Source organism: Caulobacter sp. SRI_014 (assembly GCF_057586315.1).
In genome coordinates this window covers 979,330-1,003,410 of the sequence record NZ_JBYCZQ010000001.1, presented here as the reverse complement: position 1 = coordinate 1,003,410, position 24,081 = coordinate 979,330, and the positions used below count along the sequence as shown (strand labels likewise).

Below are 24,081 nucleotides of genomic sequence, written 5' to 3'. Positions count from 1 at the left end.
TACTCCCGGTTTTCGCAAACGTCCATGCCGGCGCCATGGTCTTGTTGTGGCGACGGGCCGCATGATCTCCGCCCTGTCCGTCAAAGGCCTGTCTGTACAGCGCGGCGAGCGAATTCTGTTCCGCGATCTGGCCTTCGATCTTGCGGCCGGAGAGGCCATCGCCCTGACCGGCGCCAACGGCTCGGGCAAGACCAGCCTGCTCCGCGCCATCGCCGGCCTGCTGCGCCCTGCGGCGGGGGAAATCGTCTTCCAGGGCGCGGCCGAGGCCGACATCGCGCGGCATGAGGCGGTGCACCTGCTCGGCCATGCCGATGGCCTCAAGGGCGGCCGCACGGCGCTGGAAGAACTGTCGTTTCAATCCAACTGGCTGGGCGGCGATGACGAGGGGGTGGCCCGGGCCATCGACCAGCTGTCCCTGACGCCCCTGCTTGATCTCGAGGTCCGCCGGCTGTCGGCCGGACAGCGCCGGCGCCTGGCCCTGGCCCGGCTGATTGCCGCGCCGCGGCCGCTGTGGCTGCTCGACGAGCCGATGGCGCCGCTCGACGCCGCCCGACGCGCTTTGCTGGCGAGGATGATGGAGGCGCATCTGGCCGGTGGCGGGCTGATCCTGGCGGCGGTGCATGACCCCCTGCCGATTCCCGCCCGGGTGCTGGAGATCGGTGCATGAGACCGCTCGTCACCCTGCTGAGCCGTGAGCTGGCGCTCGGCTGGGGCCGTGGCGGCGGACCGTTGCCGGCGCTCGCCTTCTACGCCGCCATCACCGTGCTGCTGCCGCTGGCGGCGGGACCGGACACCAGCCGACTGGCCCCCGTCGCCACGGGGGTGGCCTGGATGGCCTTGGCGCTGGCCAGCCTGCTGTCGCTGGAACGCCTGTTCGAGCGCGATTTCGAGGACGGCGGACTCGATCTCCTGATGACCGGGCCGATGGCCCTGGAGCTGGTCTGCGCCGTCAAATGCCTGGCCCAGTGGATCACCACCGCCGGACCCCTGGCCCTGGCCGCCCCCGTGGCGGCGGTCATGCTGGGAGCGCCGCTCAGCGCCGCCCCGATGATCCTCGCCTGCGCCCTGGCCGGAGGCCTCGCCTTCGTCTTCGTCGGCGGCATCGGCGCCGCCCTGGCGCTCGGCGCCCGGCGTGGCGGCCTGCTGGTGGCGGCGATCGTCCTGCCGCTGTTCAGCCCGCCGGTGATCTTCGGCGGCGCGGCCCTCTACGCCGATCAGCTGGGCTCGGGGGCGGGCGGCGGCCTGTTATTGCTGCTCGGCTGGACGGCCGGCGCGGTGGCGCTGTCGCCCCTGGCCATGGCGGCGGCTTGCCGAAACGCTGTTCAGTGAAAGCTACAAGCCGGCAACAAATCTGATCAAACCAGACATTCGCCTGCCACATCGTCCATTCAACCTTGCGCTCATCGACATCGGGGAGACCTTCCAAATGAAACAGATTCTTCGTCACGCCGGCCTGCTGGCCAGCGCCGCCTTCGTCCTGACCGCCGGGGGCTCGGCCCTTGCCGGCGAGCCCGCCAGGAAGGACGGCGAGGCCAAGGTCGAGCGCAAGGTCGTCGTCATCAAGGACGGCCAGGTCATCTCCGGCGACCACGCCGGCGGGCCGATGCGGATGCACAGGGACCCGGCGGCCCACGCCGACCATCTGCGCACCCTCCTGCAGCTGCGCCCCGAACAGGAGCCGGCCCTCCAGGCCTTCCTGGCGGCGACCAAGCCGATGATTCACAAGGTCGAGATGAAGCACGACAAGGACGGCAAGCCGCCTGAACATAAGATGCTGACCACCCCCGAGCGCCTCGACATGCAGGCCAAGCGGATGGCCGAGCATCAGGCCGCCTTCCAGAAGCGCGCCGCCGCCACCCGCGCCTTCTACGGCCAGCTCAGCCCCAGCCAGCAGAAGGTGTTCGACACCCTGCACGCCCGCCACGGCGGCGGCCGCCATATGAAGATGATCCGCCGCGGCGGTCATGGCGGTCCGGGCGGTGATCACCGCATCATCATGCGCGGCGGTCCCGAACACGGCGCCCCGATGCCCGGCGGCATGGCCTGGAGCAGCGAGGACGGCGAGGACTTCGCCCTGCTCGAAGGCGGCGACATGGACGTCCAGGTCTTCATCGACGGCGAAGAGATCGACGGCGGCGACGAAGACTAGGTAGTTGCCGAACCTTGCCCGCCGTCTCACACCTCTTTAGACGGCGGGTATGGTCTCTTTCCTGACCAATCCCAGGTCGTTCATGGCCTTTTCGCGGATCGCCGCGCCCGTGCTGGGCGTGGCGACCGCCTGCGCCTTCGCGCTCGGCCTCTACCGCACCTTCACGGTCCCTGAGGACGCCCTGCACGGCGACACTGTGCGGATGATGTTCATCCATGTGCCGGCCGCCTGGCTGGCCATGTTCGCCTATGCCTGCCTGGGCGTCGCCAGCCTGCTGAACCTGGTGTTCAAACAGGCCCTGGCCGATCTCGCCGCCCGCAGCTGCGCCCCGCTGGGCGCCGCCTTCACGGCCCTCGCCCTCGTCACTGGCTCCCTGTGGGGCCGGCCGACCTGGGGCACCTACTGGGAATGGGACGGGCGGATGACCTCGGTGCTGGTCCTGTTCCTGCTGTGGCTGGCCTATATCGCCCTGCGCGCCGCCATCGATGACGAGGCCCGCGCCGCCCGGGCCGGGGCCATCCTGGCCCTGGTCGGGGTCATCAACCTGCCGATCATCCACTTCTCGGTCTACTGGTGGAACAGCCTGCACCAGGGCAGCTCGACCCTCGGCGCCGACAAGGGCGACGCCCTGCCGCCGGTCTATGGCGCCACCCTGGGCATCATGGGCCTGGCCTACCTCGGCCTGTTCGGGGCTCTGTGGCTGACCCGGATCCGCACCGAGGTGCGCCTGCGGCGCCTGCGCGCCGCCGCCCTGCGCGCGGCGGAGGACTAGAGCATGTTCGATTTCACTTTCGGGTCCTACGCGCCCTACATCTGGAGCGCGTTCGGCATTACCGCCGTGGTGCTGATCTGGATGGTTGCCGACAGCCTGCTGGCCGCCCGCCGCGCCGCCGCGCAAGCTCGCGCCAAGGGGCTGGAGGACGATTGGGCGTGAAGCGTCTCGCTGCCCTGCTGCCGCTCGCCGTTCTCGTGATCCTGGCGGCGGTGTTCGCCTTCAAGTCGTTGGGCCGCGATCCGCAGGTGACGACCCAGGCGATGGTCGGCAAGCCGGCCCCCGCGCTCAAGTTGGAGATGCTCTTCGACCGGGCCGTCGGCGGCTACGTCTACCCGAAGGGCCAGGAGCCGAAGCCGGAACCCTACCTCGTCAACTTCTACGCCAGCTGGTGCGCGCCCTGCATCGTCGAAGCGCCGATGCTGATGAAGCTGAAGGGCGAAGGCGTGCGCATCGTCGGCGTCGCCTACAAGGACGATCGGGCCAGGACCATCGCGTTCCTCGCCCGGCATGGCGACCCCTTCGATTATGTCCTGCTGGACCCCGACGGCCGCGCGGGGATGGAGTACGGGGTCACCGGGCCGCCCGAGACCTATCTGGTCGGATCGGACGGCCTGATCATCGCAAAACATGTCGGCGCCCTCGACGAGAAGGCCGCTCGAACCCTGCTCAGCCAGGCGCGTTAAGGTTTCGCTAACCATAACCGCCGAAGCCTGTTCCCATGGCCGATATCCGTCCGACCAACTGGCAGCCCGCCGCCCAAGGAAGCAGTGGGACCACCGCGCCCGCCCGCACGGCGGCCCAGCGCGCCTTCTTCGACGCCGCCATGGGCCGCGCCAACGCCCCGGCTGCGCCGGTCGCGGCGCCCGAGCCTGTGGCGGCCCCGATCCAGCGGCCGTTGCAGGCATCCACCCTGTCGGAAGAGCCGCCGAAGAAAATTCTTCGGCCGGGCTCGCTGGTCGATATCCGCGTCTAGCCCCCTGGGGCTTACCGCTCTTCGTCGAATTTGTTGGCGACCAGTTCGCACAGGGCGTCGAGCGCCGCTGTCGCCTCTGGCCCCTCGGCGCTGATCTCGACGCTCGAGCCGATTCCCGCCGCCAGCATCATCAGCCCCATGATCGAGCGGGCGTCGACGCTCTGACCCTCGCGGGCAACCTGGATCTCGGCGTCGAAGGTCCCGGCCAGCTTGACGAACTTGGCCGAGGCGCGCGCGTGCAGCCCCCGCTCATTCACAATTTCGACCGTGCGGGATTCGTTCACTTATCGGTCGCCAGCATGTAGGAGGCCACGGCGATGTATTTTCGACCGGCGTCCTGGGCGTGATGCACGCAGGCCTCCAGGCTTTCGCGGGTGCGCAGGGACGCCAGCTTGATCAGCATCGGCAGGTTGAGGCCGGCGATGACCTCGGCGCGGGTCTGTTCCATGACGCTGATGGCCAGGTTGGACGGCGTGCCGCCGAACATGTCGGTCAGCAGGATGACGCCTTCACCGGTGTCCACGCGGCCGCAGGCCGCCAGGATGTCCTTGCGGCGCTTTTCCATGTCGTCTTCGGGTCCGATGCAGATGGGCACGACCTGCTCCTGCGGGCCGACCACATGCTCCATGGCGAAGACAAACTCTTCGGCCAGCCGTCCGTGGGTGACAATCACCAGGCCGATCATACCTGCAGTCTCACAGAACCTTCCCCTTGCCCGGGCTCATCAAGGCCGCGCGGGAGGCCTTGATACGCCCGTCGTCAGCGAAACCCAACCCGTTCAAGCGCGGCGATCAGTTTCAGCGGCGCGGCGGGTTCGAATGGCCACAGGCGACGCAAGGGAAGTACGACCCCGAGCCGCTCCGCCGTCTCCGGTTCGGGCATGCGTTCGACCGCTCCAGGGTCCGTTTCGCAAGCGATGATGAGGTCGATGCCGGCATAGGGCAGGGCTTCGACCGGGGCGATGCCGAGGCCGCGCATCTCCAGCAGACCCGACAGGGTTTCGGGCGCACGGCCGAACAGCCGGCCCTCGCTGGTCCAGGCCAGCACCCGGTCGTCGGCCACCAACCGTCCGCCGAGGCTGAGCGTGCGCAAGGCCAGGTCGCTCTTGCCCGCCCCCGACGGCCCCTCGATCAGCACACCCCGCCAGAGGCCCGCCAGGCGCAGGGCGACGAGGCCGGCGTGCAGGATCATCAGCGGGCCGCGCTGGTCAGCGGCAGGCTGACCTCGAACCGCGCCCCGACCACCTTGCCGGCCGCGTCGGTCCGGTTGTGGGCATGGACCGCCCCGCCATGGGCCAGGGTGATCTGGCGGGCGATGCTGAGGCCGAGCCCCGAGTTCCCGCCAAAGGCGGCGCCCTTTGGGCGGCTGGTGTAGAAGCGCTCGAAGACGGTCTCGAGGTTGTCGGGCGGGATGCCCGGCCCGTCGTCCTCGACCTCGATCAGCACCCGGCCTTTTTCGGCAATGACGCTGACCCGCACCTCGCCGTCCTTCGGGCTGAAGGAGCGGGCGTTGTCGATCAGATTGCGGAACACCTGGCCGAGCGGGCCTTCCTGGCCGGCAATGATGGTTTCGCCCTCGGGGGCGGTCAGGGTGACGCGCGCCTCGCCCGGTTTGCGGGCGGCGTCATAGATCGACAGGATGTCGGTCAGGAGCCGGGTGACATCGAAGCGGCGGAAAGATTCCCGGCTCAGCTCGGCGTCCAGCCGCGAGGCGTTGGAGATGTCGCCGATCAGCCGGTCGAGCCGGCCGACGTCCTGCTTGAGGATGCCCAGCAGCTTTGCCCGGCCCGGGCCATCTGGCACGATCTCAAGGGTTTCGACAGCCGAGCGAATGGACGTCAGCGGATTGCGGATTTCGTGCGCAACATCGGCGGCGAAGCGTTCAATGGCGTCCATGCGGCTCGACAGGGTGTCGGTCATCTCTTCCAGCGAGCGCGAGAGGTCGCCGATCTCATCCTGGCGGCGGGCGAGATCGGGAAGGCTGATGGCCCGCGAGCGGTTCAGCCGCACCCGGTCAGCGGCCTCGGCCAGGCGCAGCATGGGCCGCGCGACCAGAGCGTAGAGCAGCACCGAGCTCAACAGGGTGACGGCGATGGCGATCAGAGCGAAGGGGATCAGGGCCCGGCGCTCGGCGGCGATGATCTCGTCGACGTCGCTGGCCTCGATGGTCAGAACGCCGAGCACCGCCTTCACCCGCTGGATGGGGATGGAGATGCTGACCACGGTGTCGCCGTTCTCGGCGATGCGGGTGTTGCGCACCCGCTCGCCCAGCATGGCCTGGCGCCATTCGTCGGCCAGGGCCCGGCGGGCCTTGTCGACGACCTTGGGATCGGCGTCGGCGTCCTGCAGCCGGAAGCTGGGGCCGTTTTCGCCGCGCTTGCGGGCCGGGGGCAGCACCCGCCACTCGACCCGGTCGTCGACGACATAGCTGTCGGCCAACAGCCGGCCCTGGGTGTCGTAGAGGCGCACCCGTTGCGACCGCGACAGCTGGAGCAACTGCAACAGCTGGGCGGCGCGGTCGGCCTGCAGGTAGGGGACCGGTTCGCCTTGGGTGGCGGCCTCGGCCATGATCTGGCCGATCAGGTCGCCTTCCAGGCTGAGGCTGTCGAGGCGGGCCTCGACCAGGCCGCGGCGGATCTCGTTGAGCACCAGCGAGCCCGAAATCAGCACCGCCAGGCCGATCAGGTTCAGGCCGACGATCAGCCGGCCGAGCTTTGATCCACGCGACCAGAAGCGCCAGCGCGAGACGCGCCTGACCGCTTCAGGCGCACCCGCTGCGGGACCCTCAGGATCCTGGGGATCAGGACTCGCGGTAGCGGTAGCCGACGCCATACAGGGTCTCGATCGCGTCGAACTCGTTGTCCACCTGGCGGAACTTCTTGCGCATCCGCTTGATGTGGCTGTCGATGGTGCGGTCGTCGACATAGACCTGATCGTCGTAGGCGGCGTCCATCAGGTTGTCGCGGCTCTTCACGAAGCCGGGGCGCTGGGCCAGCGACTGCAGCAGCAGGAACTCGGTGACGGTCAGCCGCACCGGCTTGCCTTCCCACAGGCTCTCGTGGCGCTCGGGATCGAGGGTCAGCTTGCCCCGGCGCATCATCTTGGCGCTGGCGGCCTCCTTGGCCTCGGCCGAAACGCCGCTGTCCTCGGGCGCGGCGCGGCGCAGCACGGCCTTGACCCGCTCCAGCAGCAGCCGCTGGCTGAACGGCTTGTGCATATAGTCGTCGGCGCCGAGGTTGAAGCCGAGGATCTCGTCGATCTCGTCGTCCTTGCTGGTCAGCATGATGACCGGCAGCTCCGAGGTCTGGCGCAGGCGGCGCAGCAGCTCCATGCCGTCCATGCGCGGCATCTTCACATCGAGGATGGCCAGATCCGGCGGATCGTTCTGCAGGGCTTCCAAGCCCGACGCGCCGTCGTAATAGGCCTTTACGCTATGGCCGTGGCTTTCCAGCGCCAGGGAGACGGAAGCAACGATGTTCTCGTCGTCGTCCACGAGGGTGATGTTCGCCATGGTGTCCTTTTCGCCTTTGCCGGGCGGGAGTGAATATCTGAGGAAACTAACGCCCGTGCCGCCCAATACAACGCATGGCTTGCGTTCATGGCGCCATTCGGCGCCACAATTGGGCGAGGGCGCGGCGGCGCGTTGCCGTTCGGTGAACCTAAACCCGGCTTTAAGGCGTTGGAATTAAGGTAAATCCCCAAACGGGGACCCCGCATGGACCGCGGCCAGATTCACTACGAGCTCTTCGTCCGCCGGAACCCGGGTTCCGGCTGGGTGCTCGATCTCGCCACCGAAGACCGCTCCCGCGCCGTCGAAACCGCCGAAGCCCTGCTCGAAGCTGGCCACGTGGCCGCCGTGCGGGTCAGCAAGGAAGTGCTCGACCCGGAGACCCGCGAGTTCCGGTCGGTCACCATTCTCAACAAGGGCGCCCCTGAGCGCGGCAAGCAGAAGAAGCCGGTCGAGAACCGCGAACCCCTCTGCGTCAGCCCCCAGGACCTCTACACCATCCACGCCCGCGAGCGGATCGGCCGGCTGCTCGACAACTGGCTGCTCCGCCAGCGGGCGACGCCGTTCGAGCTGCTGCACCGCGCCGACCTGGTCGAGAAGCTCGACGCCTCGGGCGTCGAGCTGCAGCACGCGGTGCAGAAGGTGGCGGTGCCCGAGGCCCAGGCGCGCGGCGTCGGGGTGCATGAAATCATCCGCACCTTCCAGACCCTGATCGAACGGGCCATCGCGCGGCTGATCAAGGACCAGCGCCGCGGCGCCTTCCCCGATTTCAACAAGGAATCCTTCGCCTCGGCCATTGAGCGTCTGTGGAACGAGCCCGAGCGCGGCTACCTGATCGGGGCCGGGGTCGCCAGCTACCTGGCCGGCTCGAAGACCTGGGACGAGAAGATCAGCCGCCTGCTGGACCTGGCCGAAAAGGCGCCGATGGAAAACGGCGGCCGCGTCGTCGCCATGGCCGCCCTCGAGCAACCCCTGGCCGAAATCGTCGGCGGCAAGGCGGGCCTGGGCGAACTGCTCGGCGCCGATCTTGATCTTGGCGATACGCTGGCCGCCATCACCCGCCTGGCCGGGGCCCGGGCCGTCGAGGCTCTGATCCAGATGGAGCCGACGGTCGCAAGGGTCATGCCCCAGCTGTCGCCGGCCGCGGCCCGCCTCGCCACCTGGCTGGACGGCGGACAATTCGACAGCGTCCGGGCGGCGCTGGCCCAGCGCGTGCTGCGCGAACTGGTCGGACCACGGCGCCTCAAGCCCGGCGATCCGGAGGCCGAGATCGCCTGTCTCCGTGCGCTGGCCATGGCCCTGACCGCCGCCGATGGCCGCATCCTGCAGCTGGAAGACGTTCACACCGCCTTCTCGACCCGTTCGGCGACACTCGTGGCCAGCGACTTCGTCGAGGCCCTGCTCGGCAAGGACCGCAGCGCCCGTGAGGAGGTCGAGATCCTCGCCCGGCTGGCCGAGAACGTCACCGGCGCGTCCAACAAGCGCCAGGCGGCGCGTTGGCTGGGAGCCAACATCTCGGCCCTGAAGTTCGAGAAGGAAATGCGCTACGGCCCCGACACCCCGCCGGCCAAGCTGGCGGCCCTGGCCGGCCTGCAGCGCGGGCTCGACCGCCTGGGCCTGCCGGACGAGGACCGCGATGTCCTCAAAGGGCGGCTCGGCGAGATCGGCGGCCATGTCGAGGCGGACGCCAGGCTGGTCACCCTGCTGACCCGGGCCGAGGCGCCGGTGGTCCACAAGCTGAACCTGCTGCTGCGCCTGGCGATCGGGGAGGCGGCCCCGCTCGGGCCGGCGGCCGACCGGGCCCGACACGAGGCTCTGAAACTGACCCGGGCGCCCGAGCTGCGCCAGGAGATCGCGCGCAGCCCGCAGGCGGCCGACAAGGTGCGCGACCTGCTGCGCACGGCGGGGTTGGCGGCTTAGGCGGTGCTGCGCCCTTCCTCCCCATAAGGGGGAGGGATGAGCGCGCTCCAACCTCGCCCCCATAGCAAAAGGGCCCGGAGTTTCCTCCGGGCCCTTCGCTTTAGTGCTTCCGCTCAGATCAGAAGTTGATCTGGATCGTCGAGCGGCGGTTCAGGGGTTCCTTCACCCCGTCGCCGGTGGCGACGGCGGGCTCGGATTCACCCTTCCAGTCCACGGCCAGCTTGCCGCTGTCGACGCCGAGGCCGACGAGGGCGTCAGCGACGGCCTTCGAACGACGCTGCGACAGACCGACGTTGTACTTCGCCGAACCGGACGTGTCGGCGTGACCGACGACGACGATCTGGGTGGCGTTACCCGACTGGGCGTACTGGGCGGCTTCCGAGACCACGGCCTGGGCTTCCGGCGTCAGGATCGATTGATCGAACGGGAAGTAGACGATGAACTCCTTGGCGACCGGCGCCGGAGCTTCCGGAGGCGGCGGCGGCGGGGGTTCAGGCGGCGGCGGGGGCGGCGGCGGGGCCGGCGGCTCCGGCGGAGGCGGCGGCGGCGGGGCGGCTTGCGCGAAGCTGTAGCGCAGACCGAAGGTCAGCGACTGGTCTTCGTACTGGCCCTCGATGTCGCCCACGGTCGGGATGATCAGCGGGTTCAGCACCGACTGCTTCGTGGAGAAGCGCAGGTCGTTGCCGTCCAGGTAACGGTAGGTGATGTCGCCGGTCAGACGGTCGGTGATGTCGAAGGCGAGACCACCGAGGAACTGCCAGGCGAAAGCCGTGTCGTTGTCGTCAACGGCCAGCGACCCGTAGAGCGGGTCGTCGTTGAAGCGACCGACCCAATCCATCTCCACCCAGTTGACGCCGATACCGGCGCCGATGAACGGGCGGAAGCTGGAGTTCGGGAAGAAGTCGTAGATCACGTTCGCCATGGCGGTGACCGACTTCACGTTGCCGTCCGGACGGTCGCAGGGGACCAGCGGCAGGGTGACCGAGCAGATCTGGTCGGGGACCAGGGTGCGGCCCGGATCCTGGCGGATGCTGTCCACGTCGCCCTTGCGGGCGCCGAGTTCGAACTCGACGCGCCAGTTCGGCGCCACCTGGTAACCGAGGCGGGCGAAGCCAGCCAGGTCGTCTTCCTGCTGGATTTCGTATTGGTAGCGGGCGCCGTCGGCGGCCACGCCTTCCGATGACGTGTCGATCGATTCCGGCGAGTGATAGCCGAGGTCGAACGCCCCGTACCAACCGCGCTCTTGAGCCATGGCCTGGGGAGCCAGCGCCAAGGCGGCGATCGCACCCACACCGCTCAGCAACAGTGTTTTCGTCTTCAAGGTGAGCCCCTCGCTCTATCGTTATGCCAACGCGCCATCGCTCGGCAGGATCAATAACGCACGGTTTCGGCTGGACCCCGTTCCCTGCCCGCTTCCGGACACGAAAAAGACCCCTCCTGACCGCGATCGACTGCTCAACACCCTCGGGAGCCTAAGGTTCCCAAAAAAATGTCGGGTCGCCGACCTGCTGCGCAGACCATGCGCGATGCCCGCGACCTTACGCCACGGGTTTTGGAATTTCCAGCCTTCCGTTGCGGTGCAACCAGCCGCCGCTCAGGCCTCGTTCGGGGTGTTGGCGTCCAGTTCGGCGATCCAGGCGTCGACCCGGGCGTCGGACGGCATCCGCCAGTCGCCGCGCGGCGACAGCGCCCCGCCCGAGGAAATCTTCGGGCCATTAGGGATAGCCGAGCGCTTGAACTGATTGGCGAAAAACCGGGTCAGGAACAGGCGCAGCCAGCTCTTGATGGCTCGTAGATCATGGGTTTTTCGATCTTTTTGCGGGATTTCCGCTGGCCAGGCGCGTGTGCTGTGCGGGCCCCAGGCCTCGAAGGACAGATAGGCGATCCGCGACGGCGGGAAACCATAACGGGCCAGGTAGTGGAGGTTGAAATCCTGCAGCGCGTAGGGGCCCACGGAGGCCTCCGTGGACTGGGTTTCCCCGCTGTGGCTTGCCGGTATCAGTTCGGGAGAAATTTCCGAAGCGAGCACGTCGCGCAGCACGTCGGCGGTCTTCTGGTCGACCTCGCCCGAGCCGGCGACGAAACGGATCAAGTGCTGGATGAGCGTCTTGGAGACCGATCCGTTGGGGTTGTAGTGGCTCATATGGTCGCCGACGCCATAGGTGCACCAGCCGAGCGCCAGCTCCGACAGGTCGCCGGTGCCGACCACCAGCCCGCCATTCTGGTTGGCCAGCCGGAACAGATAGTCGGTGCGCAGGCCGGCCTGGACGTTCTCGAAGGTGATGTCGTGGACCGGCTCGCCACGGGCAAACGGGTGGCCCATGGCCTCGAGCATGGTCATGGCGGTCGGGCGGATGTCGAGCTCGGCGGCGGTGACGCCAAGCGCATTCATCAGCCGCCAGGCATTGGCCTTGGTGCCCTCGGAGGTGGCGAACCCAGGCAGGGTCCAGGCCATGACGTTGGTGCGTGGCAGGCCCAGAGCATCCATCACCTTGGCGGCGACCAGCAGGGCCTGGGTGGAATCGAGCCCGCCGGAGACACCGATGATCAGCTTCTTCAGGCCGGTCGATTTGAGACGTTGGGCCAGCCCCTGGACCTGGATGTTGTAGGCCTCGTGGCATTCCTCGGCCAGGCGGGCGCTGTCGCTCGGCACGAAGGGAAAGCGCTCCAGCGGCCGGGCCAGGTCGAGCACGCCGTCGGGAGGGGCGATTTCGACGCCGATGCGGCGGAAGGGCGTGCGCGGCCGGCTGACGGCCGCGTCGCCGAAGGTGACGGTGCGCCGCCGCTCCTGGCGCAGGCGCAGGACGTCGACATCCGCGACGGCCAGGGTCGAGGCGGTCGGGAACCGCTGGCTCTCGACCAGCTGGGCGCCCAGTTCGAACACCGCCGCCTGGCCGTCCCAGGCGTTGTCGGTCGTCGATTCTCCCGGCCCGGCCGCGGAATAGACATAGGCGGCCTGGCAACGCAGCGACTGACTTGCACAGAGAAGTTGGCGCTCGCGGGCCTTGCCGATGACGATGTTGCTGGCCGACAGGTTGAGCAGGATCTCGGCCCCGGCCACGGCGGCGCTGGTCGAGGGCGGCTCGGGCGTCCAGACATCCTCGCAGATCTCCACCGCGAAGGTCGCCGCCGCCTTGCCCAGCATCTCGATATCGAACAGCAGGTCGGTCCCGAACGGCGCGGCGTGGCCGGCGACCTTCAGGGTGCGCCCGACGACGCCGAGCCCCGAGGCGAACCAGCGCCGCTCATAGTATTCGCGGTAGTTGGGCAGGTAGGTCTTGGGCACGACGCCGAGGATGGTCCCGCCCTGGATGACCACGGCGCAGTTGTAGAGCCGGCTCTCGCCCCGCAGAGGCGCCCCGACCACGAAGGCCGGACGAAGTCTCTTGCTGGCCTCGACCAGGGTGGCAAGCCCGGCCTCGACCGCGTCGAGCAGGGCCTCCTGATGAAACAGGTCGTCGATCGAATAGGCCGATAGCCCCAGTTCCGGGAAGGTCATCAGCGCCACGCCCTCGGCATGGCCCCGCTCGAGCAGCGCGATCGTCTCGGCGGCGTTGCGCGCAGGGTCGGCGACGGCGGTCAGCGGCACGCAGCCGGCGACGCGGACAAAGCCGTGCCTGTAGGGCGAGCGGAAGGGCAGGTCGGTCGGCGAGCGCTTGGCCATGAGGGTTATATAGCGACCCAAATGGTGACTGTCCCCCGGCGCCGCCGGATGACGGACGCCACAGGGTCAGCCCATGTGGTGCAGCACCGCCCCGCGGTCGTCGCGGGACGTATGGTCGGCCTCGCCCGGCGCGGCCTCGCGGATCAGGCGCAGGGAGACCAGCAGGTCGCGCAGCTCTTCGCGGGCCGCAAGTCGGGGCGAGCTGACGCCCCCCGGCCGCACCCCGGGGGCGAGGTCGGCGATGGTCAGGCCGAAGGGGAACATCTCGCGATAGGCCACCCGCTCGCGCAGGGACGGGCCCATGCGGAATCCGACTTCATCGGCCAGGGCCTCCAGGCCATGGGTCAGGCGCTCGCGGTTGCGGCCGTCGTTGGCCCCCATGCGGTTGCGCAGCACCACCCAGTCGAGGCGGCGGTTGTGATAGGCGCGGGCCTCGCGGGCCTCCAGCACCACCTGGGTGTAGAGGCTGGGGCGCAGCAGCTTGAGGGTCAGGGGATCGAGCTGGCCCAGCACGTCGAAGTCGACAAAGCTGTCGTTCATCGGAGTGACCACCAGATCGGCCTGCAGATGGGCGCAGCGGGAGACGGCGGTGTCGGCCCCGGGGGTGTCGATGACGACCAGGTCGGAGTCGGCCATCGCCATGCTGACGGCGCTCTCGAAGCGGGCCACGGCCTCTTCCGGATCGGCTTGGGCCAGGCGGCTGGGATCGTCGTGCAGCTTGTATTCCAGCGGCACCGGGGCTTCGACGCCGGCGGCGGGCAGCCAGCTGCGGCGGTTGGCCAGGAAGCGGCTGAGGCTCTGCTGGCGCAGGTCGGCGTCGATCACCGCCACGCGGCTGCCGCGATAGAGCATCGAGGTGGCGATCAGTGCGGCCAGGGTCGATTTGCCGGCCCCGCCCTTCTCGTTGCCGACGACGATCACGCGCGCGCCCGGCCCGCGATAATGATCATTGCGGGCCTCGCCCCGCCACCAGATCGGCTTGTCCATGCCCCAGTCCCCGTCCCCGTTCGATACGCCTGGCGCGTACCAAGCCGGAGGCCTGCAACCCGCAGGCCAGGGGCTTTTACCATGATGTACTCAGTTTGAGCGAATCATGGTCGGTGAAACCTTGATGGCGGCAGGTCTGCCTAGCGAACCAGCAGGGCGACGGCGACCACGGCCACCAGGGCCCAGGGGGCGGCGGCGATGGCCAGCTGAGCGGGCGACGCCGGCTCGCCCGCGGCCAGAGGAGACAGACGGAACAGATTGAACAGCCGCATGGCCGTGACATCCCCGAACAACGCCGAACTTACGCTGCAAAACTTACGCCTGTCTTTCTGTCCTACGAATGCGGCATGCGCGCGCTGTGGAAACTTGTCGCATGCCCAATGCGAGGTCGTTCGCGCCTCGCGGGAACAAGGGTTACGCGCCGTTCATTTGCGCGTCAGGCGCTGATCGCTATCGTGCCGCCCGACAGGCTCGCACACCGGCGGGCCATGGAGTTTTCCCGCTTGTCCAGTTTGCGCAAACCCGTCCTCTCCATCCGTGACCTGAAGGTTCGCTTCGACACCCCCGACGGCGTCGTCGAGGCGGTGCGCGGCGTCTCCCTCGACGTCGGCCAGGGCGAATGCCTCGGCGTGGTCGGCGAAAGCGGCTCAGGGAAAAGCCAGACCTTCATGACCGTCATGGGCCTGCTGGCCCAGAACGGTACGGCCACCGGCTCGGCGACTTTCGAGGGCCAGGAGCTGCTGGGCCTCAAGACCCGCGAACTGAACCGCATCCGTGGCTCGAAGATGACCATGATCTTCCAGGACCCGCTGACGGCCCTGACGCCACATGTGAAGATCGGCGAACAGATCGCCGAACCCCTGCGGCTGCATCTGGGCGTCTCCGACAAGGAGGCGAAAGCCAGGGCCCGCCAGTGGCTGGACCATGTGCGCATCCCCGAGGCCGCCCGGCGTATGAACCAGTATCCGCACGAGCTTTCCGGCGGCATGCGCCAGCGGGTGATGATCGCCGGGGCCATGGCCTGCGATCCGGCCCTGCTGATCGCCGACGAGCCGACCACGGCGCTGGATGTCACCGTGCAGGCCGAAATCCTCGACCTGATGGCCGAACTGCAGCGGGAAACCCGCACCGCCCTGGTGCTGATCACCCACGACATGGGCGTCATCGCTCGCCTGGCCGACCGCGTCTGCGTGATGAAGGACGGCGCCTATGTCGAGGAGGGCACGGCTGCCGACCTCTTCTCCAACCCCCAGACGGCCTATACCCGCAGCTTGTTGGAGGCCATTCCGCGCCTCGACCGCGAGGACCGCGGCGGCCGCCCGACCCTCGATCCGGTGAAACCCGACGCCCCGATCATCGTCCAGGGCGACGATGTGAAGGTCTGGTTCCCGGTCCGTCAGGGCATTCTCGGCAAGAAACTCATGCTGCGCGCCGTCGACGGCGTCGACTTCTCCATCCGCCAGGGCGAAACCCTCGGCGTGGTCGGCGAAAGTGGTTGCGGCAAGTCGACCCTCAGCCGGGCTGTGTTGCGTCTCCTGCCCAAGGGCAGCGGCGAGCTGGACGGCGCCATCACCGTCATGGGCCGCGACATCACACGGGCCGACGAAGAGACCATGCGCAAGGCCCGCAAGGACCTGCAGATCGTCTTCCAGGACCCGCTGGCCAGCCTCGACCCGCGCTCGACGGTCGGCGATTCCATCGCCGAGCCGCTGCGCGTCTTCCGTCCCGGGCTCAACCGCCGTGAGCGCGAGTTCGAGGCCGCCGCCATGATGGAGCGGGCGGGCCTGTCGCCGACCCTGATCAACCGCTATCCGCACGAGCTCAGCGGCGGCCAGAATCAGCGGGTCGGCATCGCCCGGGCTATGATCCTGAAACCCAAACTGGTCATCTGCGACGAGGCGGTCAGCGCGCTCGACGTCTCGATCCGGGCCCAGATCATCGACCTGTTGATCAATCTCCAGAAGGAGATGGGCATGGCGATGATGTTCATCAGCCACGACCTGGCGGTGGTCCGCGAGATCAGCCACCGGGTGATGGTGCTCTACCTCGGCCGGGTCATGGAACTGGCGACGCGCGAGCGCATCTACGCCCATCCCCAGCACCCCTATACGAAGGCGCTTCTATCGGCCGCGCCAATCCCCGATCCAGCCATCGAGCGGTCCCGCAAGCGCGTCCGGCTGACCGGCGAGCCGCCCTCGCCGCTCGATCCGCGCTCGGCCTTGCGTTTCCTGCCCTCGCGCCTCACCGTCGATCCGACCGCCCCGGTCTACATTCCGCAGTTGAAAGAGGTGGAACCGGGGCACCTGGTCAGCGAATACGATCCGGCCTGACTTTTCGTCTGGGGGCTTAAGATGATGATCCGCCGTGGTTTCCTGCTGTCGGGGGCGGCGCTCGCCCTGCTGACGCCTCTGGCCGGCGCCTTCGCCGCCACCGTCCAGCCGGTGGAGAAGCGCCAGGTCGGGACCCTGACCCTGGAGAACGTCCCCCAGACGCCGCCGGCCGTGCGCGAGGCCCTGCGCCGCTACCAGAACGCCCGCTCGGCCAGCTTCGCCAGTTGGCTGGACGATGGCTCGATGCTGATCGCCACCCGCTTTGGCCAGACGGCCCAGCTGCACCGTGTCGCCCGCCCGGGCGGCGACCGCACCCAGCTGACCTTCTTCGACGAGCCGGTCGGCGGGGCCGAGGGCGTGCCTGGATCGAAGGACCGGTTCATCTTCACCAAGGACACCGGCGGCGACGAGTATTTCCAGGGCTATATGATGGGCCTGGAGGGGCCTGAGGTTCAGTTCACCGAGCCCGGCTCCCGCAACCAGTCGATGACCTTCAGCAAGGACGGCAAGACCCTGGTCTGGGCCCGGGTCGGCAAGGGCGATCCCGACTACGACATCGTCACCATGACCGTCGGCGATCCTTCGAGCCGCAAGAAGGTCTTCGACGCCACCGGCGCCACGGCCCCTCTGGCCATCTCGCCGGACGGGAGCAGCGTCCTCCTCGGTCGCTACGTTTCGGCGGTGTCGAGCAAGCTATACCTGCTGGACCTGGCCAGCGGGAAGGTGACCGAACTCAATCCCTCCAAGACCGACATCGCCTACGACAATGGCGTCTTCGCCCCGGACGGCAAGTCGGTGCTGGTGCTCAGCGACGAGGGCAGTGAGTTCAAGCGGCTGGTCAGCATGGATCTGGCCACTGGCAAGTCGGTCCCGATCTCGCCGCCCGACCTGAAGTGGGACATCGAGGAGTTCGACCTCTCGGCAGACGGCCGCCTGCTGGCCTACAGCGTCAACGAAGGCGGCCGCAGCCGCGTCGTCGTCCAGGGCTTCCGCACCAAACAGGCCGTGCCGCAGCCCAACCTGCCGGTCGGGGTGCTGGGGTCCCTGAAGTTCTCGCCCGACAGCAAGAGCCTGGCCATCGGCCTCAACGCCGCCACCTCGCCGGCCGACGTCTATGTCTTCGATCCCGGCAACGGTGTGCTGCAGCGCTGGACGTACAGCGAGGCCGGCGGCCTCGACCTGACGGCCCTGCGCGAGCCCGAACTGGTCAGCTTCAAGTCCTTCGACGGCCTGACCGTCCCGGCCTGGGTCTACAAGCCGGCGAAGATCAGCGGCAAGGCCCCGGTGATCATCGACATCCACGGCGGTCCCGAAGGCCAGGACCGGCCGGGCTTCAGCACCCGGCGCCAGTACTGGGCGGCCGAACTCGGCGCGGTGACCATCGCCCCCAACGTTCGCGGCTCCGACGGCTACGGCAAGCGCTACATCCAGCTCGACAACGGCCCCCTGCGCCAGAACAGCGTCAAGGACATCGGCGCCTTGCTCGACTGGATCGCCACCCAGCCGGACCTCGATAAGGACCGGGTCGTGGTCTACGGCGGCTCCTACGGCGGCTTCATGGTGCTGGCCTCGCTGGCCGCCTATTCGGACCGCCTGGCCGGGGCCATCGACATCGTCGGCATCTCCAACTTCAAGACCTTCCTGGCCAACACCGAAGGTTACCGCCGGGATCTCCGCCGCGCCGAATACGGCGATGAGCGCGATCCGAAGATGGCTGCAGTCTTCGACCAGATCTCGCCGCTGAACCTGACCTCGCGGATGACCAAGCCGCTGTTCGTCATCCAGGGCCGCAACGACCCGCGCGTCCCCTGGACCGAGGCCGAACAGATGGTCGCCGCCCTGCGCGGCCAGGGCGGCGATGTCTGGTACATGCTGGCCGGCGACGAAGGCCACGGCTTCCGCAAGAAGCAGAACATCGACGCCCAGCGCGAGGCCGAGACCCTGTTCCTCGGCAAGGTCTTCGCCAAGTAGGGCTCAGGCCGGGCGATTGTCCGCCCGGCAGCGTTCATAGAGTTCGTAGTCGCGGGGACAGAGCCGTTCGATCTTGCGCCTGTCCTCAGTGGCGACCTTCGCCCGGCCGACCGCTTCCGACTGGTTGTGACGGCCGAACAGGGCCGGTCGGTTCAGGCGTTCGGCGATGCGCGCCGCCAGCTTCTCCGCCGTCTCCAGCGTGGCCCAGTCCCAGAGGTTCTCGGCCAGGAAGGCGTCCAGCGGCCCCTCCCGCCAGCCGAGGAACGCCGCGGCCGGGTTGGCGAACACCGCCTCATGCTCCAGCTGGAAATCGAGGAAGCCGGTGAAGCCCCGCGTGCCCGCGACCTGGGCCAGCAGATGGGCGTCGAACCGCTGCCAGAGCTTCTTCTTCAGATAGCCTGCCCTGGCGTAGTGATAGTCGCTGACCGCCCGCTCGACCGGGTCGCGCAGCAGGGTGACGAAGCGCACCGGGCGGCTCAGCCGTGAGCGGACAAAGGCCTGATCGCTATGGCCGCCGGCGATCAGGTCGCCCGGCCGCCCCTCGGCCTCGATCTTCGCGAAGGCGGCCGCCAGGCTGACCGTGCCCAGCTTCTCCATCAGGTTCTGCCGCTGCGAGCGCCACAGCCGAACCCGCTGCCAACGCGACAGGGCCGTCTCCGGCCGCAGGGTGTCGGGCAGGTAGAAGACCCTACGCCCCGCAAAGGCCTCGCCCAGCATCAGCAGCAGGCTCTTGGACCCGCTCTTGGGCACCCGAACGCAGTGGATGAGGGCGTCGTCGGTCACCCCGCTCCGCTACCAGACATACCCTTGATTGGAAATCAGGCGGCGGCGGCCCGGTAGGCGGGATTGCGCACGAACAGGCCCGGACGGCCGGTCACGGGACGGAAGGCTTCGGTGGCGCCTTCGGTGCTCTCGCCCTCGCCCAGGATCAGCAGGCCGTCGACCGGCAGCAGGGACGCCAGGCTTTCGAGGACACGACGACGATAGGGCCCGTCCATCATGCTCAGCACGTTGCGGCAGAAGATGACGTCGAACCGGCCCATGACGGTCAGGTCGGCGATCAGGTTGACCCGCCGCCAGCGCACCCGCTGGCGGATGCGCGGGGTCAGACGCCAATTGTCCTCGACCTTCTCGAAATGCTGCAGCAGCTTTCGGATCGGCAGGCCGCGCTGGACTTCGAACTGGGTGTAGAGGCCCGACTGGGCCTTCTCGAGCGAGCGTTCCGACAGGTCGGAACCATAGATCTCGACTTTGGTCCCGGGCGGCAGGCTCTCGGCCTCTTCGGCGATCATCGCCAGGCTGTAGGCTTCCTGACCCGAGCCGCAGGCACAGCTCCACACCCGGACCGGCTCATTGCCGCGCAGGCGGGCCAGGGTTGGCAGGAGTTCCTTGGAGAAGGCGGCGTAGGGCGCGCGATCGCGGAAGAAGCCGGTCTCTCCCTGGGCCAGGGCCTCGACCACGGCCCAGATCAGCTTTTCCTCCCGCAAGGACCGCAGGGCGGCGGCCATCTCCGGAATGCCGGGGAAGTTCTCGCGCCGGGCCAGGGGACCCAGGCGGCTCTCGATCAGGTAGGTCTTGGCCGGATCGATCTTCAGGCCGGCGCGGGCGCGGGCCAGGGCAACGAACAGCTCGATATCCTGCGGGCTCATACCAGGCCCGCCTCGGCGAACTTCGCCTCGATGATGTCGCCGTCGAAGGGCTTCATGATGTATTCGGCGGCGCCGGCCTCCAGCGCCTCACGGATGCGTTCCGGCTCGGTCTCGACACTGCAGAAGACGACCTTGGGGGCCGCCCCACCGGGCTCCTGGCGCAGCAGACGCAGGAAGTCGATGCCGTTCATCACCGGCATGTTCCAGTCCAGCAGGATGGCGTCGGGCATGGCCGCGCGGCACCAGGCGAGCGCCTCCATCCCGTCGGCGGCCTCGGCGATCTCAAAGCCAAGGTCCTCCAGGATGCGGCGGGCCACCTTGCGGATCACCCGGCTGTCATCGACGACGAGACAGGTCTTCACGGCTGTCGGAACGCTCCTCTTGAACGCTCTGTTGTGGGCCGCGTCGGTTAAGAGAGGGTGGAGGCCGTTAAGAATTCTAGGCCGGAACCCAGGCCGCCAGGGTCAGCTTCTCTTCGCCCGCTTCCACCGCCACCTGGCCGCCGGCCTGGGTGACCAGGCTGTGGACGTAGAAGGCCTGGATCCAGGCGCCGCCCATGGCCTCGCCCTTGGGCTTGCCGAGCAGGCCGCCGGCGACCTCGGGCTTCAGGCGGATGCGCGGGCCGGTTCCCTCGACGCTCAGGGCGATGCGTCCGCCGGCCTCGACCACCCGGGCGGTGACCGCGCCGCCGGTCGGCAGGGCTGTGCCGGCGATCTGGCAGAGGTTCAACAGTGTGCGGGCGGCCGGCTTGTTGAGGCTGGCGGGGGCGACGTCCCAGGCCAGGGTCGCCTTCATATGGCCGAAGACGTTCTGGGCCAGGGTCTCCAGGTCGCGGGCGTCGAACACCTCGACCGTCGAGGCCGAGCCGAAGGCGGCGCGGCAGAAGGCCAGCAGGTCGGCCAGCTTGCGCGCGCTCTGCGCAATGAGCGCCATGGCGTCCTCGCGCATGTCCTGGGCGGTCGGGTCGTCCAGCAGGTCGAGGCCCGAGACGATGGCGCTGGCCGGGCTGATGAAGTCGTGACAGAGCCGCGCGGCCAGCTGGGCGGCCAGGTCGACCGGATCGGCGATCAGGGCGGCGTCATCGTCGGGCAGGATTTCGGCGGCGTCGGTCATGCCGCGGAGTCTAGCGGTGATTTGGCCGCCGAGCCAACGGCCCAACCCTCCACAAGAATGCGGCCCCATCCGGGGATCAGGCCGCCTTGCTTGTGGACGCTTGCGGCAGGCATTCCAGCCCGATCAGGGTTTCCCGCACCGCCGTCTCGAGCGGGGTGTGCGGCTCGGCGCCCAGGAAGTGGCTCAGGCGGGCGTTGTCCAGCCGCACCGGGGCGGTCCAGAAGCCGCGCATCTCGACCAGTTCGCGCATCGTCTCGTTGAACGGCGCGGCCAGCGGCAGCACCGACCAGGGCAGGGTGCGGACCGGGATGGCCGGGTTGCCGACGACGCGGCGGATGGCGTCGGTGACCTCCGTCCCCGTCGCGTCCCAGTGGCCGGCGAAATGGAAGCGGGCGAAGGGGCCAAGCTCGCCTTCACGGTCCGCCAGCCGGGCGAAGGTCTCGGCCACATCCGGCAGATAGGCCCAGGCGTGGCCGACGCCGGCCTGGCCCGGGGTCATGATGGCGGTCACCGGCTTGCCGGGCGTCACCAGACCCTGATTGAACCAGCCGTTGCCCGGTCGAGGTCCGAAATAGTCGCCGGCCCGCAGGATCAGAGATCGCACCCCGTCCAGCGCCGCCGCCTCCAGCCGCGCCTCCATGGCCTTGCGGATCGCGCCCTTGCGGGTGGCGGGGTTCTGCGGCGCTTCTTCATGCAGCACAGGGAAGGCGTCCGGGCCGTAGTTATAGATGGTCCCCGGCAGCAGCAGCCGGGCGCCGCTGGCGCGTGCGGCGGCGATGCTGCTTTCCAGCATCGGCAGGACCAGCCGCTTCCAGCCTTTGTAGCCGGGCGGGTTGACCGCATGGACGATCACGTCGACGCCGCGCGCCGCCTCGCCGACGGCCTTGGCGTCGAGGGCGTCGCCGCGCCGCCAGTCGAACTCGGGCCGGCCGGCGGCCCCGGCGGCGGGGTTGCGGGCCAGGGCCCGGATGGTCCAGCCGTGGCGGGCCAGGGCGTCGGCGGTCTCGCCGCCGATCCCACCGGTGGCGCCGAGGATGAGGGCTGTTCTGGTCATGTACGGTCTCCTTGTCCGCCCAACATGCCGGCTCTCCGCCCTGAAAAGAATTGTCCAAGACTGACGATCAGCTAGTCTGAAATGTATGAGCCCGATTGACCCTGACTGGGAAGGTCAGCGCGCCTTCCTGGCCGTGCTGGAGACCGGCAGCCTGTCGGCCGCCGCCCGGCGTCTCGGTCTCGCCCAGCCCACCGTGCGCCGTCGCATCGAGGCGCTGGAGGCCCAGGTCGGGGCCGCCCTCTTCACCCGCACCCCGGCGGGGCTGGCCCCCACAACCGCCGCCGGGCCGCTGGGCGAGCACGCCCGGGCCATGGCCGCCGCCGCCGAGGCCTTCACCCGCACCGCCAGCGCCGACGCCCAGGCCGAGGCCGGCACGGTGCGCATCACCGCCAGCGAGATCGTCGCCGTCGAGGTCCTGCCCGCCATCCTCGCCGATCTGCAGGCGCGTCACCCGCGACTGGAGATCGAGCTGGGGGCCAGCAACCGCAACGAGGACCTGCTTCGCCGAGAGGCCGACATCGCCGTGCGCATGTCGCCGCCGAGGCAGGAAACGCTGCTGGTCCGCCGCATCGGCGAGATCCCGCTCGGCCTCTTCGCCCACCAGCGGCTGATCCAGCGCCACGGCCTGCCGCGCAGCCTGGCCGACCTCAAGGCGATGCCCTTTGTCGGCTTCGAGCATCCGCCGCCCTATCTTGAACGTATGGTCGAGGGCGGCTTCCAGATCGGCATGGTCGATTTCGCCTTCCGCTCGGACAACGACCTGGCCCAGCTGGCCGCCATCCGGGCCGGTCTCGGGGCCGGCGCCTGCCAGATCCAGCTCGGCCGCCGCTGCCCCGATCTCGTCCCCATGCTGGTCGAGGGCTTCCGTTATCCGCTCGAGACCTGGGTGGTGATGCACGAGGACCTGCGCGGCCTGCGCCGCATGCGGCTGGTCTTCGACGCCCTGGTCGAAGGCATGACCGCCTACTGCCGCGAAGCCTGACAAACCGCACGCGACCCGCTAAGGCCTTCTCCCCATGGCGCTCAGCGACCCCTTTCTCGAGCCCGGCGCGCTGGTGCGAAACCCGGCCCGCCCGGACTGGGGCCTGGGCCAGGTGCAGTCCTGCATCGGCCATCGGGTGACGGTGGATTTCGAGAATGCCGGCAAGCAGGCCCTCGATACCCGGGCCGTGCGGCTGGACGTGATGGATGATGGAGAGACCGAGTGAGCAGTGATCCGGACAACATCGGGGCCGTCCTCGCCGACATCGTCGAGGAAGCCGGCCGGCTGATCCTGCCCCTGTGGCGCACGGCGCTGACCGTCGACGCCAAGGCCGACGACAGCCCGGTCACCGAGGCCGACCGCCAGGGCGAGATCCTGATCACCCGCCTGCTCAAGGAACACTTCCCGGACATCCCGGTGATCGGCGAGGAGCATGCCTCGGAGTACGGCACCCCGGACGAGATCGGCCCGCGCTTCTTCCTCGTCGACCCGGTCGACGGCACCAAGGCCTTCGTGCGCGGCGACCCCAGCTGGACGGTCAACATCGGCCTGATCCAGGACCGCCACCCCGTCGCCGGCGCGGTCTGCAGCCCGCCCAGCGGCGAGACCTGGTACACCTCGGCCTCGGGCGCTCTGAAGCGCGTCAACGGCGCTCCGGCCCAGGCCTGCCGCGTCCGCCCCTGGCCCCAGGGCCAGGCCGTGGCCCTGATCAGCCACACCATGAAGGAAGAGACCACCCGCAAGCTGGCCGACACCTACCGGTTCGACACCACGCTGGCGATGGACAGCTCGGTGAAGCTCTGCCGCATCGCCGAGGGCACGGCGGACATCTACCCCCGCCACGGCCCGACCAGCGAATGGGACATCGCCGCCGCGCAAGCCGTGCTGGAGGCCTCAGGCGGCACGGTGCTGACGCCCGACGGCGAACCCTTCCTATATGGCAAGGCCGACGAGCAGTTCCGCAACGGCTGGTTCGTGGCGCGAGGGGGGTAGGTCCTCCTCCCTCC

General features: G+C 68.8%; 27 protein-coding genes, 1 tRNA gene and 1 pseudogene. 14 read left to right on the top strand and 15 right to left on the bottom strand.

Annotated elements, in window-relative coordinates; genetic code table 11:
• Positions 1 to 61: 61 nt before the first annotated feature.
• From ccmA to AC2YG9_RS05185, 7 genes are all read left to right on the top strand, one after another.
• Complete coding sequence (ccmA, locus tag AC2YG9_RS05215) at positions 62 to 667, top strand: heme ABC exporter ATP-binding protein CcmA (protein ID WP_487296857.1); 606 nt, start codon at positions 62 to 64, stop codon at positions 665 to 667.
• A complete protein-coding gene (ccmB, locus tag AC2YG9_RS05210; RefSeq protein WP_487296856.1) occupies positions 664 to 1,329 on the top strand; it encodes a heme exporter protein CcmB in 666 nt (221 codons plus the stop codon). The genes ccmA and ccmB overlap by 4 nt, the downstream gene beginning before the upstream one ends.
• 97 nt (positions 1,330 to 1,426) lie before the next feature.
• Positions 1,427 to 2,149 (top strand): Spy/CpxP family protein refolding chaperone, encoded by a 723-nt coding sequence (locus tag AC2YG9_RS05205; protein WP_487296855.1) that lies wholly within the window; start codon positions 1,427 to 1,429, stop codon positions 2,147 to 2,149.
• 49 nt (positions 2,150 to 2,198) lie between these two features.
• Positions 2,199 to 2,921 carry a heme ABC transporter permease CcmC gene (gene ccmC / locus AC2YG9_RS05200; RefSeq protein WP_487296854.1) on the top strand — a complete coding sequence of 241 codons (723 nt, stop codon included), beginning with the start codon at positions 2,199 to 2,201 and terminating at the stop codon, positions 2,919 to 2,921.
• 3 nt (positions 2,922 to 2,924) lie between these two features.
• Positions 2,925 to 3,083 carry a heme exporter protein CcmD gene (gene ccmD / locus AC2YG9_RS05195; protein WP_487296853.1) on the top strand — a complete coding sequence of 53 codons (159 nt, stop codon included), beginning with the start codon at positions 2,925 to 2,927 and terminating at the stop codon, positions 3,081 to 3,083.
• On the top strand, positions 3,080 to 3,607 hold the full coding sequence (locus AC2YG9_RS05190) for a DsbE family thiol:disulfide interchange protein (protein ID WP_487296852.1): 528 nt from the start codon (positions 3,080 to 3,082) through the stop codon (positions 3,605 to 3,607). The genes ccmD and AC2YG9_RS05190 overlap by 4 nt, the downstream gene beginning before the upstream one ends.
• Positions 3,608 to 3,642: 35 nt before the next feature.
• Positions 3,643 to 3,897 (top strand): hypothetical protein, encoded by a 255-nt coding sequence (locus tag AC2YG9_RS05185; protein WP_487296851.1) that lies wholly within the window; start codon positions 3,643 to 3,645, stop codon positions 3,895 to 3,897.
• An 11-nt stretch (positions 3,898 to 3,908) separates the two neighbouring features.
• Here the strand turns inward: AC2YG9_RS05185 and AC2YG9_RS05180 are convergent, their stop codons facing one another.
• The 5 genes from AC2YG9_RS05180 to chvI form a co-directional block, all read right to left on the bottom strand.
• Positions 3,909 to 4,181, bottom strand: a complete 273-nt coding sequence (locus AC2YG9_RS05180; RefSeq protein ID WP_487296850.1) for an HPr family phosphocarrier protein — start codon at positions 4,179 to 4,181, stop codon at positions 3,909 to 3,911.
• A complete protein-coding gene (locus AC2YG9_RS05175) occupies positions 4,178 to 4,582 on the bottom strand; it encodes a PTS sugar transporter subunit IIA (RefSeq protein ID WP_487296849.1) in 405 nt (134 codons plus the stop codon). Before AC2YG9_RS05175 ends, AC2YG9_RS05180 begins: the two co-directional genes overlap by 4 nt.
• Before the next feature lie 74 nt (positions 4,583 to 4,656).
• The gene (locus tag AC2YG9_RS05170) at positions 4,657 to 5,088 is read right to left on the bottom strand and encodes an HPr kinase/phosphorylase (protein ID WP_487296848.1); all 432 of its coding nucleotides are present in this window, start codon (positions 5,086 to 5,088) and stop codon (positions 4,657 to 4,659) included.
• Positions 5,088 to 6,728 carry a two-component sensor histidine kinase ChvG gene (chvG, locus tag AC2YG9_RS05165; RefSeq protein WP_487296847.1) on the bottom strand — a complete coding sequence of 547 codons (1,641 nt, stop codon included), beginning with the start codon at positions 6,726 to 6,728 and terminating at the stop codon, positions 5,088 to 5,090. Before chvG ends, AC2YG9_RS05170 begins: the two co-directional genes overlap by 1 nt.
• A complete protein-coding gene (chvI, locus tag AC2YG9_RS05160) occupies positions 6,697 to 7,407 on the bottom strand; it encodes a two-component response regulator ChvI (RefSeq protein WP_487296846.1) in 711 nt (236 codons plus the stop codon). Before chvI ends, chvG begins: the two co-directional genes overlap by 32 nt.
• Positions 7,408 to 7,611: 204 nt before the next feature.
• On the opposite strand from chvI, the gene AC2YG9_RS05155 reads away from it, so the two are divergent.
• Complete coding sequence (locus AC2YG9_RS05155) at positions 7,612 to 9,324, top strand: hypothetical protein (protein ID WP_487296845.1); 1,713 nt, start codon at positions 7,612 to 7,614, stop codon at positions 9,322 to 9,324.
• A gap of 118 nt (positions 9,325 to 9,442) precedes the next feature.
• On the opposite strand, the gene AC2YG9_RS05150 is transcribed toward AC2YG9_RS05155, so the two are convergent.
• Both AC2YG9_RS05150 and AC2YG9_RS05145 read right to left on the bottom strand, forming a co-directional pair.
• Positions 9,443 to 10,645, bottom strand: a complete 1,203-nt coding sequence (locus AC2YG9_RS05150) for an OmpA family protein (RefSeq protein ID WP_487296844.1) — start codon at positions 10,643 to 10,645, stop codon at positions 9,443 to 9,445.
• A gap of 273 nt (positions 10,646 to 10,918) precedes the next feature.
• The gene (locus tag AC2YG9_RS05145; protein WP_487296922.1) at positions 10,919 to 12,016 is read right to left on the bottom strand and encodes an NAD(+) synthase; all 1,098 of its coding nucleotides are present in this window, start codon (positions 12,014 to 12,016) and stop codon (positions 10,919 to 10,921) included.
• 127 nt (positions 12,017 to 12,143) lie between these two features.
• Here AC2YG9_RS05145 and AC2YG9_RS05140 point away from each other — a divergent pair.
• Positions 12,144 to 12,226: transfer RNA gene (locus AC2YG9_RS05140), tRNA-Glu, on the top strand.
• 78 nt (positions 12,227 to 12,304) lie between these two features.
• On the opposite strand, the pseudogene AC2YG9_RS05135 reads toward AC2YG9_RS05140, so the two are convergent.
• From AC2YG9_RS05135 to AC2YG9_RS05125, 3 genes and pseudogenes are all read right to left on the bottom strand, one after another.
• Positions 12,305 to 12,988, bottom strand: a pseudogene (locus AC2YG9_RS05135) (nitrilase-related carbon-nitrogen hydrolase); the annotation flags it as partial.
• Between the two features lie 66 nt (positions 12,989 to 13,054).
• Positions 13,055 to 13,975, bottom strand: coding sequence for a division plane positioning ATPase MipZ (locus tag AC2YG9_RS05130; protein WP_487296843.1), 921 nt, complete (start codon positions 13,973 to 13,975; stop codon positions 13,055 to 13,057).
• A 140-nt stretch (positions 13,976 to 14,115) separates the two neighbouring features.
• Positions 14,116 to 14,247, bottom strand: coding sequence for a hypothetical protein (locus AC2YG9_RS05125; RefSeq protein ID WP_487296842.1), 132 nt, complete (start codon positions 14,245 to 14,247; stop codon positions 14,116 to 14,118).
• Positions 14,248 to 14,478: 231 nt separating this feature from the next.
• On the opposite strand from AC2YG9_RS05125, the gene AC2YG9_RS05120 reads away from it, so the two are divergent.
• Both AC2YG9_RS05120 and AC2YG9_RS05115 read left to right on the top strand, forming a co-directional pair.
• Positions 14,479 to 16,305, top strand: a complete 1,827-nt coding sequence (locus AC2YG9_RS05120) for an ABC transporter ATP-binding protein (protein ID WP_487296841.1) — start codon at positions 14,479 to 14,481, stop codon at positions 16,303 to 16,305.
• Between the two features lie 21 nt (positions 16,306 to 16,326).
• The gene (locus AC2YG9_RS05115; protein ID WP_487296840.1) at positions 16,327 to 18,276 is read left to right on the top strand and encodes a S9 family peptidase; all 1,950 of its coding nucleotides are present in this window, start codon (positions 16,327 to 16,329) and stop codon (positions 18,274 to 18,276) included.
• Between the two features lie 3 nt (positions 18,277 to 18,279).
• On the opposite strand, the gene AC2YG9_RS05110 is transcribed toward AC2YG9_RS05115, so the two are convergent.
• The 5 genes from AC2YG9_RS05110 to AC2YG9_RS05090 all read right to left on the bottom strand — a co-directional run bounded on the left by AC2YG9_RS05110 (position 18,280) and on the right by AC2YG9_RS05090 (position 22,092).
• The gene (locus tag AC2YG9_RS05110; protein WP_487296839.1) at positions 18,280 to 19,059 is read right to left on the bottom strand and encodes a sulfotransferase family 2 domain-containing protein; all 780 of its coding nucleotides are present in this window, start codon (positions 19,057 to 19,059) and stop codon (positions 18,280 to 18,282) included.
• Positions 19,060 to 19,094: 35 nt separating this feature from the next.
• A complete protein-coding gene (locus tag AC2YG9_RS05105) occupies positions 19,095 to 19,925 on the bottom strand; it encodes a CheR family methyltransferase (RefSeq protein ID WP_487296838.1) in 831 nt (276 codons plus the stop codon).
• Positions 19,922 to 20,287: a response regulator gene (locus AC2YG9_RS05100; protein WP_487296837.1), complete on the bottom strand. Its 366-nt coding sequence runs from the start codon at positions 20,285 to 20,287 to the stop codon at positions 19,922 to 19,924. The genes AC2YG9_RS05105 and AC2YG9_RS05100 overlap by 4 nt, the downstream gene beginning before the upstream one ends.
• A gap of 76 nt (positions 20,288 to 20,363) precedes the next feature.
• Complete coding sequence (gene chpT, locus AC2YG9_RS05095; protein WP_487296836.1) at positions 20,364 to 21,038, bottom strand: histidine phosphotransferase ChpT; 675 nt, start codon at positions 21,036 to 21,038, stop codon at positions 20,364 to 20,366.
• A 76-nt stretch (positions 21,039 to 21,114) separates the two neighbouring features.
• Positions 21,115 to 22,092, bottom strand: a complete 978-nt coding sequence (locus tag AC2YG9_RS05090) for an NAD(P)H-binding protein (protein ID WP_487296835.1) — start codon at positions 22,090 to 22,092, stop codon at positions 21,115 to 21,117.
• A gap of 85 nt (positions 22,093 to 22,177) precedes the next feature.
• On the opposite strand from AC2YG9_RS05090, the gene AC2YG9_RS05085 reads away from it, so the two are divergent.
• The 3 genes from AC2YG9_RS05085 to cysQ are packed head-to-tail and all read left to right on the top strand — an operon-like array spanning position 22,178 to position 24,067.
• Positions 22,178 to 23,074 (top strand): LysR family transcriptional regulator, encoded by an 897-nt coding sequence (locus tag AC2YG9_RS05085; RefSeq protein ID WP_487296834.1) that lies wholly within the window; start codon positions 22,178 to 22,180, stop codon positions 23,072 to 23,074.
• A gap of 34 nt (positions 23,075 to 23,108) precedes the next feature.
• Positions 23,109 to 23,300, top strand: coding sequence for a DUF3553 domain-containing protein (locus AC2YG9_RS05080; RefSeq protein ID WP_487296833.1), 192 nt, complete (start codon positions 23,109 to 23,111; stop codon positions 23,298 to 23,300).
• Complete coding sequence (gene cysQ, locus AC2YG9_RS05075; RefSeq protein WP_487296832.1) at positions 23,297 to 24,067, top strand: 3'(2'),5'-bisphosphate nucleotidase CysQ; 771 nt, start codon at positions 23,297 to 23,299, stop codon at positions 24,065 to 24,067. The genes AC2YG9_RS05080 and cysQ overlap by 4 nt, the downstream gene beginning before the upstream one ends.
• Positions 24,068 to 24,081 lie beyond the last annotated feature (14 nt).